The sequence below is a fragment of the Draconibacterium sp. genome, assembly GCF_041583095.1.
In the GTDB taxonomy this organism is placed as follows: domain Bacteria; phylum Bacteroidota; class Bacteroidia; order Bacteroidales; family Prolixibacteraceae; genus Draconibacterium.
Genome location: NZ_JBFHGM010000037.1, coordinates 1 through 19668 on the forward strand (window position 1 = coordinate 1; position 19668 = coordinate 19668).

General features: G+C 41.7%; 11 protein-coding genes. 2 read left to right on the forward strand and 9 right to left on the reverse strand.

Annotation, left to right across the window (positions count from 1 at the left end; genetic code table 11):
- The 4 genes from ABZB17_RS05565 to ABZB17_RS05580 all read right to left on the reverse strand — a co-directional run.
- On the reverse strand, positions 1-910 hold a 910-nt coding region (locus ABZB17_RS05565), incomplete at its 3' end, for a glycoside hydrolase family 43 protein (RefSeq protein ID WP_372648476.1).
- Between the two features lie 60 nt (positions 911-970).
- Positions 971-1807, reverse strand: coding sequence for an alpha/beta hydrolase (locus tag ABZB17_RS05570; RefSeq protein WP_372648477.1), 837 nt, complete (start codon positions 1805-1807; stop codon positions 971-973).
- 453 nt (positions 1808-2260) lie between these two features.
- Positions 2261-4006, reverse strand: coding sequence for a RagB/SusD family nutrient uptake outer membrane protein (locus tag ABZB17_RS05575; protein WP_372648478.1), 1746 nt, complete (start codon positions 4004-4006; stop codon positions 2261-2263).
- A 22-nt stretch (positions 4007-4028) separates the two neighbouring features.
- On the reverse strand, positions 4029-7175 hold the full coding sequence (locus tag ABZB17_RS05580; protein ID WP_372648479.1) for a SusC/RagA family TonB-linked outer membrane protein: 3147 nt from the start codon (positions 7173-7175) through the stop codon (positions 4029-4031).
- Positions 7176-8113: 938 nt separating this feature from the next.
- Between ABZB17_RS05580 and ABZB17_RS05585 the strand changes: the two genes are divergently transcribed.
- Together ABZB17_RS05585 and ABZB17_RS05590 are read left to right on the forward strand one after the other, a co-directional pair.
- Positions 8114-10630, forward strand: a complete 2517-nt coding sequence (locus ABZB17_RS05585; RefSeq protein WP_372648480.1) for a glycoside hydrolase family 9 protein — start codon at positions 8114-8116, stop codon at positions 10628-10630.
- A gap of 53 nt (positions 10631-10683) precedes the next feature.
- Positions 10684-12564 carry a hypothetical protein gene (locus ABZB17_RS05590; RefSeq protein WP_372648481.1) on the forward strand — a complete coding sequence of 627 codons (1881 nt, stop codon included), beginning with the start codon at positions 10684-10686 and terminating at the stop codon, positions 12562-12564.
- A gap of 472 nt (positions 12565-13036) precedes the next feature.
- On the opposite strand, the gene ABZB17_RS05595 is transcribed toward ABZB17_RS05590, so the two are convergent.
- The 5 genes from ABZB17_RS05595 to ABZB17_RS05615 form a co-directional block, all read right to left on the reverse strand.
- A complete protein-coding gene (locus ABZB17_RS05595) occupies positions 13037-14248 on the reverse strand; it encodes a sugar MFS transporter (RefSeq protein ID WP_372648482.1) in 1212 nt (403 codons plus the stop codon).
- A gap of 21 nt (positions 14249-14269) precedes the next feature.
- Positions 14270-15622, reverse strand: a complete 1353-nt coding sequence (locus tag ABZB17_RS05600) for a Gfo/Idh/MocA family protein (RefSeq protein WP_372648483.1) — start codon at positions 15620-15622, stop codon at positions 14270-14272.
- Between the two features lie 31 nt (positions 15623-15653).
- Positions 15654-16385 (reverse strand): ThuA domain-containing protein, encoded by a 732-nt coding sequence (locus tag ABZB17_RS05605; RefSeq protein ID WP_372648484.1) that lies wholly within the window; start codon positions 16383-16385, stop codon positions 15654-15656.
- A 95-nt stretch (positions 16386-16480) separates the two neighbouring features.
- Positions 16481-17770, reverse strand: coding sequence for a Gfo/Idh/MocA family protein (locus ABZB17_RS05610; protein ID WP_372648485.1), 1290 nt, complete (start codon positions 17768-17770; stop codon positions 16481-16483).
- A gap of 73 nt (positions 17771-17843) precedes the next feature.
- Positions 17844-19664, reverse strand: a complete 1821-nt coding sequence (locus ABZB17_RS05615) for a RagB/SusD family nutrient uptake outer membrane protein (protein WP_372648486.1) — start codon at positions 19662-19664, stop codon at positions 17844-17846.
- Between the last annotated feature and the right edge of the window lie 4 nt (positions 19665-19668).

A 19668-nucleotide genomic window follows, 5' to 3' on the forward strand; every position in this document is an offset into this window, starting at 1 on the left:
GAAAGTGTCGCTGCGTTAAAATCGGGTTGCTTGGTGCCGGAATAAATGGTCCGGTTGGGCTGTCGCTTTTAAAGATAACTTCGCTGTGCCAGCCGCCAGTTCCACCTTCGGCGCACATCAGGTAGTATTTACCATCTTTTTTATACAGGTGCGGTGCTTCAATCCAGATTGGTTTTTTGGACAGATCAACACCACCATCAACAATAATTTTGTCGGTTCCTTCAATAACCTGGTCCTTTTCAACATCGTATTCCCAGATCTTGATTACACGGTGACCGTTGTACAATTCCTTTCCACGATCAGGCGCATCGTTATGCACGATATATGCTTTACCATTATCATCAAAGAAAATCGATGGATCGATACCTCCGAAAGCCAGTTTAATAGGGTCGCCCCATCCTTTTTTAGGATCTTTTGTTTTAACGATAATGTTATTCAAACCACCTGTAAAAGCAGTGGTAATCATATAAAATGTATCGTTGTACGGGTTGTAAGTAATTCCAGGAGCATAAACCCCTGCACTAATTCCACAGTCGTGTGTATCGAATGTTTCAGGGTTATCGAGTACTCCTCCCAAATCGGTCCAGTTTACCAGGTCTTTTGAATGGAAAATAGGAACACCCGGAAACATGGCGAACGATGAACAAACCAGGTAATAATCATCGCCTTTGCGAGTTATTGCCGGATCGGGATAACACCCCTGCAAAATCGGGCTGTAAAACTCTCCTTCTTCCAAAGGGTATTTTTTGTACACATCATCATCGCCCTGATATACAAAATTGGAGAATACAGGGGTATTTGTGCTTGTAACTTTCTTTTCGGGCTGAACACCATTTGCAACAAAAGTAAACAACATGGCCAAAGCGGTTAGTTGAGAAGTTAAACTCGTTCTAAAAATTCTTTTCTTCATTTTAATCGATAGATTTATTCTACTTTTTTCGGTTAATTTTTGTTCTGCAAACTGATTTTGCTACTTAAAAAGTAACTGGGCAAAATTGTATAAGCTGTCTTTCCAAACTGCAAAATCGTGTTGTCCTTCAGGAATCACATGGTAATAGTGCTCTATTTCGTGTTCGCTCATAAAATCGTGTGTTCGCTTGCTAAAACTGAACAGACCGTCTTTATCGCCACACGAAATAAACAGCAGATTCAGTTGCTCTTTGGTGTTTTCAGGATTAGGAACCAGCTCTGCAGGCTGTTTGATATTAGGTGCCGATGAAAATCCGCCTACCGAGGCAAACACATCCAGGTTGCCTAATCCAAAATTCAGCGACTGCCCGCCTCCCATCGACAATCCGCCAATTGCACGGTGTTCACGGTCTGCAATAACCGAGTATTTATTTTCGATAAATGGAATCAGATCGTTTAAAAGATCATTTTCGAAGTTGGCAAATGCTTCTACTTTGTCGGCAGCGTATATATTACCTGTGGCACGGTCATCTTTCATCGCGCGGCCGTTAGGCAACACCACGATCATTGGCTCCACTTTTCCATCGGCATACAGGTTATCCAAAATAACCTCAGGATGGCCGTTGTTCAACCATTCAAATTCGTCGCCACCAATTCCGTGTAAAAGATAAAGAACCGGGTATTTCTTTTCAGCTGAATAGCCGGGAGGTGTATAAACCAGTGTGGTTCGTTCAGCACCTACTGTACTAGAGGTGTACACAACTGTATCTATTTTCCCATGTGGAATGGAATTGCGCAATACGTCAAATCCGGCCGGAGCCTGGCCAACCTGAGCATGTACTCCAAAATTGATAATTACAAGAAAGATTGGAAGTAATAAGGAAGTAATTTTGTTCATACTGTTCTAAAGTTCTTTTAATTTAGGTTTACAATTCTACCTGTTTTGCACAGTCGCCACATCTGTTGTTTTTTACGACAACTCACTGGCCTACTGCATATAATTTTTATTGTGTAATACTCTGTAGGAAACCATATTGTCTGTTCTTTCCAAAAGAACACATCACATTCTGGTCTTTTGGTTTTGGTATAGGTAAAATTATGCATAGGGGGTTAGATGAATCTCTGATTATGGATATTCTGTTTCTAATTTTAGATAATTTGAGGAATTTTGGCTGGTTGATCTCAAATGAATGCAAAGCCTGTTATAAAAAAAGCGCCACCATACTGGTGACGCTTTTTATAATTAAATCATATAATTACAATGCTATATAAAGAATCAAGTTCTTAATTATTTGTAGGCAAAATTCTTATCACATAATGTTTTTTTCACTAACCATATTGCTTTCTCCGGTTAATTTTGCCAACCTCTATACAATCCTTCTCCTGACTGACTATACCCTTCATTCTGTTCGAGTAAGCCTTCGGAAAGGTCGATTTGACTCTGAGGAATTGGGAAGAAGCCTTTTGTTGCATCGTAGCGTGAACTGTATCCGTCAGGATGTAAGGCTGAATGTGTAGCTGGAGCTCCAAAGTTATAAACTGCTACTCCTACCTGTGATTCCAAGGCAGTTTTCGTGTAACTGTCACCCCAGCGCCTCATATCATTCCATCTTATGCCTTCAAATGCCAATTCGTGCTGTCTTTCTTTCTGAATATTCTCTAACGAATAGGTAACAGGGGGCAAATCAGCACGTTCTCTTACTTCATTCATATATGTTGCATCTTCTTTCAGCTCTGACAACATGAGAAGGACATCAGCAAAACGGATATAGACCAAGTCATCGGTATGAGACAGCTGATTGTTGTCAGATGTTCCATACATAATTACGCCATAATCATTTTTCAAATTACCATCACTTCCTCTGGCAGTAACTCCATTGTACTTTTTACCCCAGTAATTACTTTCAAGAACAAAGTCCCATTGTCCTCTTTGATAGCCTAATGGAACAACTTCTTTCTCAATATCCATTACAGAAGCCCAAAGTCTTACATCGTTGGGCTCGTCTTGTTTCCATTGCTCAACCAACGACTCCGGCACGGAGTTGCCTTGTCCCCAGCCACCGGCAAACGGATAGGTATTTTCAAGATTCTGTAGCCCTCTTAAAGCATAAAATAACTGGTAGGTATTAGAGTAACCTCTGTCAATACCCCATCCTGCAAAATTTGAGAACTGAAGAACAAAAACTGATTCCGGATTTCTGGCGCCATTATCACTTGCATAAGTGAGACTCTTGCCTGTTTCTGCCATGTAATCCTGAATGTATTGATAATCATTTATTGACAATGAATTGGTATAAGGCCAAAGTTCATGAAAATCATCTACCAAAGAATGACCACTATTCGCATAGCAATCTTCCAGCCATGTAATAACGTTTTGTTTTGTAACGCTTCCGCTTTCCGGTAATGCGATATCATTTTTGTTATAGAAACCGGTATAAAAAAGAAATACCCGGGCCATTAAGGCTTGTGCAGCCCATTTAGTTATTCTTCCCTGCTGGGTTTGGCTGTAGGGTACATTCGGAAGCATTTCAATGGCATTTTTCAGGTCAGAAGCAATTTGTCCGTAAATTTCATCAACAGAAGCTGCGGGCAAATTCACATTTTCAGTGGTAATTTTCAGTGGAACTTCGTCGAAAACCGTATTTAACTGGTAATAGTACCAGGCGCGTAGAAACATTGCTTCTCCGGTAAACTGGGCCTTTTTTTCAGGACTAACAACCTCATCTCCGAGCAACGGCATATTCTCTATAGCAAAGTTGGCCCTGTGTATTCCCTGATACAAAACACTCCAGGAATTTAACAACATTTCATTGTCCGAGAACTGGAAGGTTTCATACGACTGTGCCTGAATATCATTCATTCCTCCACCACCAAGCTTTTCGTCGCTTGCAACTTCCCAAATGAAGAATGGGCTTCGGTCAACCTGACTCTGTATATTATTCATTATAGTGTAAATTCCAGCCATCATTTGTTCAGCATCGTCTGCTGTTTGAGGAAAGTTGGCTGACGTTTTATCAGTAAGCGGATCCATGCTCAGAAAATCTTCGCACCCCCAAAGCAATAAAACTGCAATCAAATAATATATTATTTTTTTCATAACATTTCTCATTTATTAGTTTTTAAAATTTAAGATTTACACCAATCATATATGAACGTGGTGAAGGATAAAAACCTAAATCAATACCTGATACAAAAGGCTGCTCATTGCCGTATCCTACTTCAGGATCCATGCCTGAATAGTCGGTAAATGTAAACAGGTTACGTGCGGTAACATATAAACGTGCCTGTCCTAAAGGTATATTTGGCATCAATTTTTTGAAATCATATCCCAGCGTTACGTTTTGGATTTTGACAAAATCTCCGTCTTCAATATAAATTTCCGAGATATTGATTCTATTCGTAGTGTTACCGGCAGTTAAGCGTGGCAGAAGATTGGAAGTACCTTCGCCATTCCACCGGGTTAAAATACGATCGGTGTAATTATGAAATTCGTTGTCGGCAAATGAGCGGTACGATTTCAAAATCTGATGACCGAATGCACCTTTGGCCGTAACGGCAAAATCTAACCCTTTGTATTCAAAGTTGATTCCAAATCCTATTCTAAAATCAGGATGAGGATTACCAATCATTGTTTTATCATCAGGAGTTACAGTATTATCACCATTCGTGTCTAAGAAAATTACATCTCCCGGTTGTGGGTTTTCTTGCAGATAACCTTGTGTCCAGTTATCAATTTCTGCCTGGTTTTGGAATATTCCGGCTGTTTTGTAACCATAAAAATAACCTACAGGAAATCCGGTTTCAACGCGCCATACTGGATCCGTTCCCTGTGAAATTATACTTCCATTACTTTGTATAAATCCGCTTGCATTACCCAATCGGGTAACTTCATTTTTATTTTCGGCGATGTTAAAATGTGCTCCATAGTTAAATTCACCAATGTGATCATTCCATCGCAAAGAAAGCTCGACCCCTTTGTTCACAATATCTCCACCATTATAATAAGGAGCCTGTGCTCCAAAAATTGCAGGCAACGGTTGACGAACTAACCAGTCTTTTGTTGTCTTTTTGTAATAGTCTAAAACCAACTGAAGTCGTGAATCCAAAAAATTTGCATCCACACCAACATTCAATTGCTCTGAAGTTTCCCAGCTAACATCAGGATTAGGTAATATAGATGGATATCCCCCCAGCTGCATCACGTCTCTGTTACTGCCAAAGCGATAATTGTTGTCTTTATTGAATCCAACGAGTGCCAAATACTGGAATGGATCGATTTGGGAATTACCATTTTGGCCCCAGCTGACTCTCAACTTCAGAAAATCTACAAAACCATTATCTTGAAGAAATCCTTCCTCTGTCATTACCCAGCCTGCTGAAACAGATGGAAAATAACCCCAACGATTTCCACTTGCAAAATTAGAAGAACCATCAGCTCTCATTACTAAGGTCAACAAGTACTTTTCGGCATAGTCGTAATTTACCCTGCCAAAGAAAGAAGCAAGCTGCCCTCTGCTAAGCGGGCCGCCCGAAATACTAGTAACACCAGTAGTTAATCCATCGGTATTGTTCAGGTAAGCATGCTCAAATCCAAGAAATGTTGGATTGGCGTTTGTTGCACTCATATTTGTTCCCAGGCCCCATTTCTCCATAGACTGTCCCACAAGAACGTCAATATTGTGATTGCCCGAATTAAACCTGTAATTCAAGGTATTTTCAAAAGTCCAGCTGTGTCCGTTTCCTGAAGACTGCGTGATGCGTCCGGGAGTTAAGGATACGTCTCCGGCCAAGTTGTATTCCGGCTGATAGCTGCGATAACTATTCCCGTTATACCGGTATCCATAACTGCTTCTGAATATTAAGTTTCTTATCGGCTGAATTTCCAAATATGCATTACTGTTGATGTTATAGTTTCTGGACTCATTCATCCCTCTGTTTAGATGCATCTGTGCAATGGGATTATAGATCCTTGATGATAATCCAACCAAACCCGAGGCTGCCAAATCATCAGAAGCATAATATTCTCCTTCACTATTATAAACGGGAACCAGTGGGCTTCCTACTAACAAGTTACGTACATCATTATAATACATTCCACCAATGGCAATACCGCCTTTTTTGCTGTAACTGTAATTGAAGGTTTGACCTACTTTTATTATATCCAGATCATTTTTCCTGTAAATTGTATGGTCGCTGTTTAACCTCACAGTGTACCTGTCGTAGTTAGGTTCAACCGGCTTACCCAAAACACCTTCCTGAGAAGCATAAGAGAAACCCATTGAAAAAACAGATTGCTCAGAACCACCGCTAATATTTACCGCATGGTTCTGTATTGGCGCATTTTTATTGTATGCCTCTTCTAACCAGTTGGTACCATTCCACTGCCCACTTTGTATTTTCTGATACAAATCGGGAATTGCACTTGCAAAGTCTATCGCATCTCTACCGGAAACAACTCTTTCTTCATTATAGATATCCATAAACTGCTGCGCATTGAGTGGCTGTTCCAGATTTTCAATTTGCTGAAATCCATAATAACCGTCATAGGCTACTTGCATATCACCTCTGCGGCCCTGCTTTGTTGTAACCAAAATTACACCATTTGCAGCACGTGAACCGTAAATTGCAGCCGATGCAGCATCTTTAAGAATATCAATCGACTCAATGTCGGCAGGACTCAGATTATTTATATCCCCACCTGCAACTCCATCAATTACATATAATGGCTGAGAGTTACCAATTGTACCCAGGCCACGAATATTTACTTTAAATCCTTCCCCAGGCATACCGGAATTCTGGACAATATTAACACCGGGAGCCTGGCCTTGAATTGCATCAAGCGCTTCACTTGTGCTTTGCTGAATGAGATCATCGGAACCAACATTAATATTGGCACCTGTGGTTAACTTTTTCTTTTGAACCCCATAACCAATTGCAACTACTTCTTCGATACCAATTGCCGCTTCTTCCATGGTAACATTAATCGTGTTTTGCCCATCGACCAAAATTTCCTGAGTTCTCATTCCTATAAAAGAAAATACAAGTGTAGCATCACCCGGAACATCTGAAAAAGAGTAACTTCCATCGGTGTTTGTAATAGTTCCCTCCGTGGTGCCTTTTACAACAATGGTAACGCCCGGAAGCGGACTCCCGGAACCATCAACTACAGTACCCCGTAAATTGACGTTTTGTCCAAAACTCCAGAGAGTTAAGAGCATCATAGGAAGCATCATAAGTGCGACCTGAAATAATTTGCCTTTTTTCATAAATAAATAGTTTTGATTAATAAATTGGAATTAAGTCTAAGATAAAAGCGTTTATTTATCGGGGAAATAGCCCTTTAAAATAGCGCCAACCTCTTAGTTATATTTTCGTTCATTCTTGAGTTTTCTGATGATGGGATCCTATGCACCACCAATTTTCCACTGTGCGTTCAACTAAATCTTTTTTAAAACTTTGATGCTTAACGAAATTTTCAGAAAAATAGCAGCGAAAAATTCGATGCGAAAAAGTACAGCTACGATCTTTCGTCCCACTTCATTTAGCACACATAATTTGCACAATGGTTATGTGGTGTTGCAACACCCCAAAACAGAGACATCAGGTGAACGATAATATGAACGAATTAAATCGGTTTAAATGCATCACTTGTCCGACAATATTCCATAATCGGAAAGCACAAGCGAAATTTGTGTTCTTATAAAAGTCGGTTAATGATAATAGTTTTTTACAGTCCATTCTTTCAAGTTTAATAATATCGTTTGTCAGTAATTGTCAAAATTACATTATCAATATATAGATGACTTATAATTTTAGATAATTTAGTTACAAGTTTAGATAAATTTCATCCTTGTGACAGCCTGAAAAGCAACATCAGAAGAATCAGTTAAACGATACTCTTAATGCATCCAACCAGGCATATATACCAATCTAATCTCAAAACTCAAAAGCCTATAAGGCTGTATTACTGACCTTTAACACAATTCAAACTCATGAATTCAGCCACTAACTTCAATGGTCACAATATGTATTATTTGTTCAAAACATATGATCTGTTTGATTCAAATCCCAAATCAGTTACCACTACATTTTTTGGAAGCACAAAGATACTTATTGTACTAATTACAATTTTTTATAAATTTGTTAAGCACGAGAAATCAATAATCCGAATAGTATAATAAACCAATTACCTAAAATCTGAATTATGAAAAAACTTTCTTTCCTTTTCTATTTTCTTTTAGTACTCGGCACTACTAATATAAAAGCGCAGGAATTCACTCTTATTTCATCCGGATATTTCCAAAACCATGGTGTGGATGTTATGGCCTTCGATGATATTTATCCTGAAGGACACCAGGGAGGCGTATCGCTGATTATGCACGGAAACCGCATTGCCACCAACGGCGATATCAGACTGGAACCCACTCCCGGACAATGGCAGCCGGTGCCGAAACAACGCGATCGCGTTACCAACCAGGAGAAAAATACGATTACTACGTATTTGAGTTTTCCCGACTCATCGCGCCACATTACCGGCTTCAACCCTATGGTTTACCCCGATCTGCAGTTAAATTACACCGTAAATATTGAAGGCAAAGGCGGCTCGGTTATCGTTACCGTTGACCTGGAGCAACCCGTTCCGCAAAATTACCTGGGGAAAGTTGGTTTTAATATGGAACTTTTCCCGGGAGCACTGTTTGGTAAACCCTGGATTATGGACGATGAAACGGGAATTTTCCCTATGCAACCCAATGGGCCAACCCGTTACGAACATTCGCATTACAACGATCCGGGCAATTTTAATCCGGAAGGAAAAGCCTCAGCCGAACGCCTTGCCGGCGAGGGATATAGCCCGATAATTGCCGATGATATTGTTGCCGAGCCGTATGCACAGGGGCACCATTTTGTGGTTCGCCCCGACGATCCTTACGGAAAATTCAGCATTGAAAGTACGGGAACTGCTTTAAAACTATACGACGGCCGCATGAATCATAACAATGGCTGGTTTGTTGTACGAAGCGAAATTCCCGCAGGAAAAACAAAAGAGGCCATAAAATGGATCATTACACCCAATGTTGTTGAAGACTGGCGATATACACCGGTTGTTCAAACTTCGCAAATTGGCTACACCTGCAATCAACAAAAAACAGCTGTTATTGAGCTCGATAAACGCACAAAAAAAACAGAAATTCCGGCGCTGTTTAAAATTACGGCTTCGGGAGAAGAAGAAGTACTCAGTAAACCCGGTGAAGAATGGGGACAATTTTTGCGCTACAACTACCTGAAATTCGATTTCTCGGAAATAGATGCTCCGGGGCTTTTCCAGGTGCGTTACGGCAATTCTGCTTCTCCGGTTTTTCGGATTGATGATGCGGTTTACGATCGCGGGGTTTGGCAACCGGTAGTGGAATATTTCTTACCTGTACAAATGTGCCACATGAGGGTAAACGAAAAATACCGTGTTTGGCACGACGACTGTCATATGGATGATGCACGAATGGCTCCGCTTAATTTTAACCACATCGATGGATATGTACAAGGAGAATCCACTTTAACTGATTATGCGCCCGGCGACGTTGTACCGGGATTAAATATTGGTGGCTGGCACGATGCCGGCGACTTCGATTTGCGTGTGGAATCGCAGGCTGGCGAAGCTTATATTCTGGCACTGGCTTACGAAGCATTTGGTGTAGATTATGATGTAACTTCCATCGATCAGCACCAGCGAATTACCGAAATCCACCAGCCCGATGGGAAAGCCGACATTTTGCAACAGGTTGAAAATGGTACGCTTACTGTAATTGGCGGATACCGGGCTTTGGGACGACTTTACCGCGGTATTATCTGCAACAACCTTAGGCAATATGTAATGCTGGGCGATGCGGCGGCAATGACCGACAACATTCGGGGCAACGACGACGACCGCTGGGTATTTACCGAAGACAATCCATACCGCGAATTAACCACTGCCGCACAAATGGCTGCTACAGCCCGTGTGCTAAAGGGCTTTAACGATACGCTCAGCGCACAAGCGCTTGATTGTGCCAAAACCTTATTTGAGGTTACTGATGCCAACGGACGTTCCAAAGCTGCAAGAATACACGCAGCAACCGAACTATTCATTACTACCGGCGATGATATTTACAAAGATTACCTGCTTTCCGAGACTGAATTTATTACACAAGCTATTGGATTTGTTGGATGGTACATTGGCCGTGCCGAGAAAAAGATCAATGATCCTGCTTTTACCAAAGCGATCAGGGAAGCCATGAGCGGGCTAAACGAACAGATAAAAGAACAAGGTGCCGAAACTCCGTACGGAATTCCTTATCGCCCACAAATCTGGGGTGCCGGCTGGGATATCCAGAGCTTTGGTTTCAGGCAATACTTTTTGCATACGGCCTACCCCGATATTTTTAGCTCAGAATATATTTACAATGCCTTGAATTTTATTTTGGGTTGTCATCCGGGCTCCAATACTTCTTCGTTTGCCTCGGGAATTGGTGTGCGCTCGGCAACTGTTGGTTATGGTTTAAACCGCGCCGACTGGTCGTACATTCCGGGTGGTGTAGTTTCGGGTACGGCACTTATTCGCCCCGATTTCCCGGAACTGCTTGAATTTCCGTACCTGTGGCAACAGGTTGAATACGTGCTTGGCGGAGGCTCGTCGCATTATATGTTTTTGGCTTTGGCGGCTCAACAACTTTTGTTGGAAGAATAATGAGCAGAAATAAGGATTGATAGTAAAACTTTTTCAACCAATAAAAACTTACGATGAAACGAATTTTAACTTTAATTATACTGGTCGGAATGACATTACTGTCGCAGGCCGGAAATTACAAAAACTATAAAGTCTCGGTATATGTCCGGGCGTATGAAGTGGAAAAGATGAAAGACCTGAATTGGCTCGACTCTACCTGGACCATCATTTCGAACCAGATAAAAATCGACAAAATTTACCTGGAAACCCATCGCGATTTACTGATTGTACCAGATGAAACACTGGAGCAGGCAAAACAATATTTTTTGGATAAAGGCCTGGAAGTTGGAGGAGGAATCACCTACACCATTGATGAATCGAACAATTTTGAAACCTTTTGCTATTCCAATCCGGAACACCGGGAAATTGTACAGCAGATTGCCGAACACACCGCCCGACATTTTGATGATTTTATTCTCGACGATTTCTTTTTTACCAGCTGTAAATCTGATATCGAAATTGAAGCCAAAGGCGACATGAGCTGGACGGAGTACCGAACAAAGCTAATGACCAAAGCCGGAAAAGAACTGGTTCTGGATCCGGCGAAAAAAGTTAATCCCAATGTAAAAGTGATTATTAAATACCCCAACTGGTACGATCATTTTCAGGGATTGGGATTCGACCTGCAAAACGGGCCACACCTGTTTGATGGAGTGTGGACAGGCACAGAAACCCGCGACCCTTCATCTGCTCAGCATCTGCAAAACTACCTCAGTTACAATATCATTCGCTATTTCGACAACTTACGTCCGGGTTACAACTTGGGCGGATGGGTTGATGCCGGCGGATCGAACATGGGAATGGACCGCTATGCCGAACAACTTTGGTTAACCATGTTTGCCAAGGCACCCGAAATTATGCTATTTGCCTACAATCAACTAACCGGTGTGCAACTGCGTCCCGAAATTCACAGGAAACAGTGGCAAGGCATGGGAACCAGTTTTGATTACGACGAGATGATGAAACCCGTTCAATTGCCCGATGGTACAACTGTAACACCGTCGACCTTAGCACGTGTGGCCGGTGTAGCTTTGGAACAAGCTGATGAAGTTGTTGGCCAACTGGGTAAACCAATCGGAATTAAATCATACAAACCTTATCATTCGTTGGGCGACGATTTCCTGCAGAATTATCTAGGAATGATTGGCCTGCCCATGGACATGTATTCCGAATTTCCTGAAGACCAGAAAGTAGTATTGCTTACTGAGCAAGCCACGTACGATAGCGACATTGTAAATAAAATGAAAAAGCAGTTACAGAAAGGCGGCGATATCGTAATTACCAGCGGCTTGCTAAAAGCCATACAAAACGACATTGCCGATATTGTAGAATTACGTGCAGAAGACAAGGACGCACTGGTTAACGATTTTGGCTTCTTCGGAAAAGCCGAAAAAGACATCCTTATTACACAGGTGCAGTATCAAACCAACGATGCCTGGGAGATTGTAAGCGCCGGGAGACCGCTTACAAATGGCGTTAGCGGCTACCCGATGCTGCTAAGGGGCCAGTATTCAAAAGGAAACCTATATGTTATAACAATCCCCAACGATTTTGGAAACCTTTACGATTTGCCCGACGGAGTTTTGAATGTATTTCGCCAGGTATTGAGCAAAGATTTGGGAATGTACATCGAGGGACCAGCCAAAGTAAGCTTGTTTGTTTACGACAATAATACATTTATAATTGAATCGTTTTTGGATGAACCTGTAACCATTCAACTGGTTAGCACGGAAAATATTTCCGTCATCTCCGATATTTCCGAAGGAGTTACTATTGAAAAACTGCCCGAAGAAACACCAAGCTTCTTTAGCCGCAGAATGAGAGGGCCTGAAAAGACCAGTAAATTCAGGGTTACTTTAATGCCACATTCGTACCGTGTTTTTAAGAAAAATTGAGGTACAGCGTTTTAGAAAAGCTGATTTTTAGAAAAAAAGACCAGAACACCAGTGTTATCGATGCTTTCAACAAGTGCGGGGAAGGCCGTTTTTGTGTAAAAATGCTACTCTCCGCACTTAAAAGGGGCCATTCTATTGAAAAAGTATTGCCCTTTTGCAGGTAAAGTGGACCATTTTATTGAGAAAGTACTGCCCTTTGTATGCAAAGAGAACCATTTTATTGAGAAAGTGCTGTTCTTTGCACAACAATTCAGGAGTTTGCATTTTCAGGCGTTCAAAAACTTCCCCGGCTGCCAACTATAGTGTAGAATGCAGAAACAGCCTGCAAAGCCAACAGCCAAAAACAAAGAAGATTGGTTACAACTCTGGCTTTCCAAAAAAAATCAGTATTGGCAATAATGATAATGAATCAAATGCCAATACTGATGTAAACTAACTAAACTAATCAAACTATTTATAATTAGTATATTTTCTATGCTGCTGCTACTTTCTGTTTTCTATGTTTTAAAAACAGGTACAAAAAAGCCAGCGAAAGAAATGCTGTAAGAATAATTACATACTGAAGCGTAGCTGCTCCGGCAAGCAAATCATCGCCAAACTTGGTAGTTTGCACATCGTAGATTTTACCCAATACGGGCTGGGCAATAGCTCCTCCAAGGAATCCGATTCCTCCCATTATGGCTAATCCCAAAGCCCCGCTTGTCGGTACTTTTTCGGCTACTACTCCCAACATATTTGGCCAAAAGAATCCAATGCCCAATGCAAAAACCGTTGCTGAGGCAAATAATACAGCACCGGATGAGATGCTCATTAAATAAAGACCAATTCCGGAAAAAACAGCTGAGAACAATAATACTCCGATACCCGATAAACGGTGAACAACCGGACCAGCAACCAATCTGGCCAAAGCCATAATTGCTGAGATCCAAACCAGGATCAAAATTGCTCCAATCCCTTCGCCAAATAAATTACTTACCGAATCATTAAATAATGCGGCAATCCACTGGTTGGTTCCTAATTCGGTGGCAGCTGTAAACAACATGCAAAAAGCCATAAAAAGAAATAATGGAGACACACAGGCTTTAAGCATATCTTTGTATGATGCACCCGCTGTAACCCTTTCCGTTTTCGGGAATTTTTGGCGGAAGAATAAGAAACCGTACACCAAAGTGGGTAATAACATTACGGCTGTTTGAATACGCCACCCAATGCCAATTTCGTTTAAAAAGAAAACGATAAGACCTCCGATTACAATACCGGCCGGAAACCACATGTGAAACCGATTCAGCTTTGCCGTTTTATTGTTCGGATACAAGGCCGTGACCAATGGATTTGCTGCAGCTTCAACGCTTCCGTTTGCAATACCAATAAACATGGTTGAAAAGAAAAGCGACCAAAAGCCTTGTGCAAAAATAGTCCAGGTAAGGCCAATAATGTGGCAGGCAAACGCAATTGCCATAACTTTTCCGATGCCCAAAATATCAACCAGGGGACCAAAAATTACCATGGCAAGTGTAAATCCCCAAAAAGCAGTTCCCACTATCCATCCAACTTCTGCCCCTGCAAGGTTAAATTCTTCCATCCACGGAGTTATAAATCCACCGCGCGTTCCAAAAGAGAGGGCTGTAACAACCAGAGCCAGGCAGCTGGTGTTAAATAACAAAGAAGTTCTGATTTTATTCATACGTTTAGCTATAATTAAATTTTACCAAAGTTCTTCACCGTATTCCCATCCTGTACGAACAGGTTCTTTAATGAATTGATCCAACTCAGGGTGGTTGGTGACCTTCATGTTTGTTGCATCGTATTCAATTCGTGTATTAAAACGCTGTGCAAGAACACCGATTAAAGCCATTTCTGTCAGGCCCGTTGCATAATTAAAGTTCGAACCGGGCATTGGGCCATCACCTTTAATGGCATCCAAAAATTCTTTAACAGGCCCTCCCTCAATTCTCGGAATCGAAGGTTGGGGCATTTTGTTGGCAACCCAATCTTCCCACTCTTCATCTGGCATAATCAGCATTGCATTGTTTGGCCGGCCACCGGTAATTATACTTTGCTTTTCGCCAACCATTATCATTCCCGAAGGCGGCAATTCATCAATTCCCCATTCAGGTCTGTTTTCGGGTTTTAATCCTCCTTCATACCATTTCAAAACGGCCGGTGCTTTATTTCCTCTTTCCGGAAATTCAAAACGGATTACCGATTTATCGGGCACAAAACCATCAGGCGAACCCGAATGAAATTCCGACTCCACAACATTGGGCATTCCCAACTCCAATGACCAGAACGGAGCATCGAGTGTATGGCAAGCCCAGTCGCCTAATTCGCCATTACCGAAATCATAAAATCCTCTCCACGAGCGGGGAACATAAACCTTGTTGTAAGGCCGAACAGCAGCAGGCCCCAGCCATAAATCCCAATCCAGACTTTCAGGAATAGCTTGTTCTGCAGGTGGATATTGTGCCGTTTTGGTGAAATATTTTCCTTCCCCAAATTCGGGGCCGTTAAACCAGGCAAATATTTCTTTTACCTCGCCTGTTACACCTGCATCGTACCATTCTTTTACTTTCCTGATACCATCAGTTGTATGCCCCTGATTGCCCATCTGCGTGATTACATTGTAATACTCAGCTGCCTTTTTTAGTGTTCGTAGTTGCCATACATTATGAGCCAGTGGTTTTTCAACAAAAACATGTTTGCCCAATTGCATGGCCGCCATTGCTGCCGGGAAATGACTATGATCGGGTGTTGATACCATAACCGCATCAATTTCATCAGACATTTCATCGAACATTTTTCGGTAATCTTTATACCGTTTGGCTTTTGGGAAAGTCTTATAACCTTCTGCGGCACTTTCGTCGTTTACATCGCACATAGCAACAATATTTTCATTCTTGCTTTTACTCCAGTTTTCACGACCCCGACCACCAACTCCAATAATAGCTATATTCACTTTTTGCGAAGGCGAGCAGCTCAATAAGTTTGGAATTAATGCCGTACCAACACCTATAGCAGAGGCAGATTGAAGAAATCTTCTTCTATCAATATTTCTCATGAATTACGTTTTAAAAGTTCATATTATACTACTAATAGGCAGGATTCACCCAACTTTCTTTAGGCTGGTATTTACTTTCGCTGGCCCACCGTATTCCTCTTTTCATGATTTCCATGGCTTCCTGAACTTCGAAATCAGCCATCACATGGCCCGAAGAGGAGAAAAAGATCCTTCCTTCGCCATAATATTTTTTGTAAGCTACCGGCATTACACAGCCGTCGGCCCACGGCGCATGACCTGCAATAAATTTTGTTGTTGAAAGCACTTTTACGTTCGGATCAACATGCATGTAATATTGTTCCGAGTGTAAATCAAAATCATCAAGACCTGCAGTAATCGGATCATCATGATCGACAATATTAACCCTGAAATCGATAACGTTACCGGGGTGTGCCACCCACTGTGAGCCAATCATAAACTGGTATTCAGTATTGTTTCTGAATGAATCATTAAGACCACCGTGCCATCCTGCAATTCCGGTTCCGTTTTCTTTAACGGCGGCTAAAAGGCCACTCTCCTGTTCCCGGGTTATTTGAGACATGGTAACGATTTGAATGATAAGATCTCTGGAGTCCATCAGATCTTTATCAAGGTATGAATCCAACGTATCGGAAACCACAACTTCAGCTCCTTCAGATCGCATCCACGGAACAAATACATCAACAGACTGTTTTGGCTCGTGCCCAGGCCAGCCTCCATAAACATAAAGTACTTTTTTACCTTTTAGCGAATCTGTAGTTTGCGCCTCCGCTGCCTTTGCCATTTTTTTAGGCAGCAGGATCCCTCCGGCTCCTGCTGCTATTGTAGTTTGTACAAATTTTCTTCTGGATAAAGAATTCATTTCGAATAATTTAATGGTTACAATTTATATCCGTTATGATATTCCCTGTGATAATGTTTTTCGGCTTCCGGATCGTTTATAAAATACTGAGCCTCAGGAGACCATAATACCGGACGGTTTAATTCGTAGGCAATATTTCCTAATATGCAGCAGGCAACAGTTCGTTGTCCCACTTCTACAGGCGCAATAGGATCGCGTCGTGCCCGCACTGAATTAATGAAGTCTTCCACATGTCCAGCGCTTCTTTCGTAAAGTCCTGCATCTTTTTCTCCGTGGTCAGGAGGCAGTAATGACTTATCGGAAGCTGCAATTTGTCCTCTTGAAACTTCAATCCATCCGTCTTCTCCCCAGAATTTAAGTCCTAGAGTTTTCCGGTCATCATAAGGCTCATTTACCATTTCAAGGCCGTTGTCGTATACGTAAGTCAGGTATTTGGCACCCTGGTAACTCGGAGGTATAACTTTTACCGGCCCGCTGTGATCTTTTTTCAAAGCCCACTGACCGATATCGAAATTGTGTGCCCCCCAGTCGCAGGTAAAACCGCCGCCTGTTTCTTTGTAATATCTCCAGCGCCCCCAACCTCTTTCTTTTACCGGAGGATCGATTGAAATTGGCAATGCAAGTGCCGAATTAAACTGAATACTATGAGGCAGTGGCCCTAACCAACGTTCCCAATCCAAATCTTCCGGAATTGGCTCTGCCGGTAAGTCATACGGATCGGGGCCAGGACCTACATAGGCTTGGACCTTAGTTAGTTTTCCAAAGGCTTCACGATGAACCATACCAACTGCATGTTGGTAATTACTATCTGAACGTTGCTGACTTCCGGTGGCAAAAATTACATTATTACGACGCACTGCCTCGGCAACTTTTATACTTTCTTTAATGGTAAAAGTTATTGGCTTTTCCTGATAGATGTCTTTACCGGCATTACAAGCATCAATTGCAATGATAGCGTGCCAATGGTCGGGAGTTGCAATAACCACTGCATCAATATCGTTACGATCAAGAATCGGGCGGTAATCCAGATAGGTGGTTACTTCTCCATCAGGATAATATTCTTTAACCTGTTTTTCGAACCGTTTTCTTTTAATACCGTACACATCGGCCCCGGCAACCACTTCAACTCCTTTTATGTGTCGGAATCCGTTTAATAAGTTCATAGCTTGCTGACCAAGGCCAATAAATCCAACACGAATTGTGTCGTTAGCACCCGCCTTAAAACTTTGTAATAATGGCAACGCAGTTATACCTGCGGCACCAATTGAACTGGTTTGAAGAAATCTTCTTCTGGAAAAATTTGTCATAATTGAATTTTTATTGTTTAGCTGTATAGATTAAAATTTGCTCCAGCTGTCTTTTCAGCTGGAGCAAAAAAGTTTAATATCCCGGATTTTGTACGATGCTCGGATTTTGGTCAATTACATCCTGAGGAATAGGTGTCATATATTGTTTCAGATTAAATGCAGCAGTCCACTTCACTTCTTCTTCAACACTATATACCCAAACTCCGGAGTTGTCGCTTGGAACCGAATTACGAATCACCATATTATGACGTTGGGTTCCCATAGTTTGTTCCGCAATTTTCCAACGTTTGTTATCATGATATCTTTTATTTTCAAAACAAAGTTCAACTCGACGTTCGCTTCGAATAGCCTCACGCATTTCTTCCTGAGATAAACCTTCTTCAAGATCAGGAATACCACCGCGTGCCCTGATTTTATTGATTGCACTGTAAACCGATGCATCGGGGCCTACAGCCTCATTTTGTGCTTCGGCATAATTTAACAGCACTTCGGCATAGCGGTAGTAAACAAAATTCTGGCCACTGGCATCATCAGCAGGAGCTGCATCAGGATTCAGTTTTTTCTTTTGGTAATAACCTGAGTCGCCCGCATCTGTTTTACCGGCCAAATCAATTTGGTTGGTTTTATCCGGATTTGGGTAGGTTTCATCAATACGGGTATAAATAATGTCTGTTTCAGGCATCCAGTCCAGTTTATAAGGTGCACCATCGTAAACGATAAAGTCGTAAAACCGTGGTTCTCTGTCTACATATGGATTTTGTGGATCGTAACCGGAAGTTGGATCGCTGATGTCTTTTCCATTTGCCATCTTGAATTGGTCAACCAATTCCTGGGTTGGATTGTAGTTTCCCCAGGTCATATACTGGCCAAGTACATAAGTCGGGCCTCCCCTTCTTTCGTAGTTGGCTCCCATACCTGAAACATTGGCAACAATTTGCCTGTCCCAAATAACTTCAGAGTTATACTCGTTAGCTGCGCGCCATAAGTTGGCAATATCATCAAACAGCTCGTAATACTGACCATCCCCATACTCGTCGATAAACTTTTTGTTTGTTGCAGCAGCCTGGGCATACAATCCCGCTCTTGGAGATGCAAAGTGAACGATGTTTTCAGGATCCGGAAGATAAGGTGTACCACTGTTAAAAAGTTCGCTGGCTGCAAAGAGCTCCATCCAGCCTTTTAATGCCAGGGCAGCACCTATAGTTGCATGTCCTGCCTCGCTCTGTCCTGCCTCATATTTCACAGGTAAGTTTCCGTTATTAACGATTGCTTGCAGTTCGCTAACAATAAAATCAAATGTGGCACCAAATGTTGCCCGCGGATAGAGCAATTCTTCTTCGGTCATCGTATTCCGGTCGAGCGGAATAGTGATAATAGGCAGCCCTCCGTAATGCATAAACATTTCGCTGTAAAAAAAGGCCCGTAAAAATTTGGCTTCATCCATACGTTTATTGTACCAGTCGGTAGAAAAGTTTTCCTTATTCTCTTCAATCTTTTGAATAAAGGTATTGGCTTTCCGAATATACACAAAAAAGTTTTCCCATGAATAATATCCTTCGGTTGGTCCTTCTGTTCCAAACCATGCATTGGTTGTACTTGACGATGGAGCAAGACATACTCCCTGCCGCCAGTTAGAAGCGGTGTAATAGTGACTGATATTGTAATCGTCAGTGTAATAATCCAGATTTTCGGCAGTATTCCATTTATTTGCAAGCTCGCTGTACACGTCATTTAAGAAAATATCAGCATTGCCATCGGATGCCCATTGTGTAGCATCACTGAGGTTTGCTTTATCAATATTTTCAAGAAAATCCTCCTGATCGCAGGCGGATATACTTAGTATAAACAAGGTTAATATTCCTAAGCGGAGTATATTATTTATATTTCTTTTCATGATG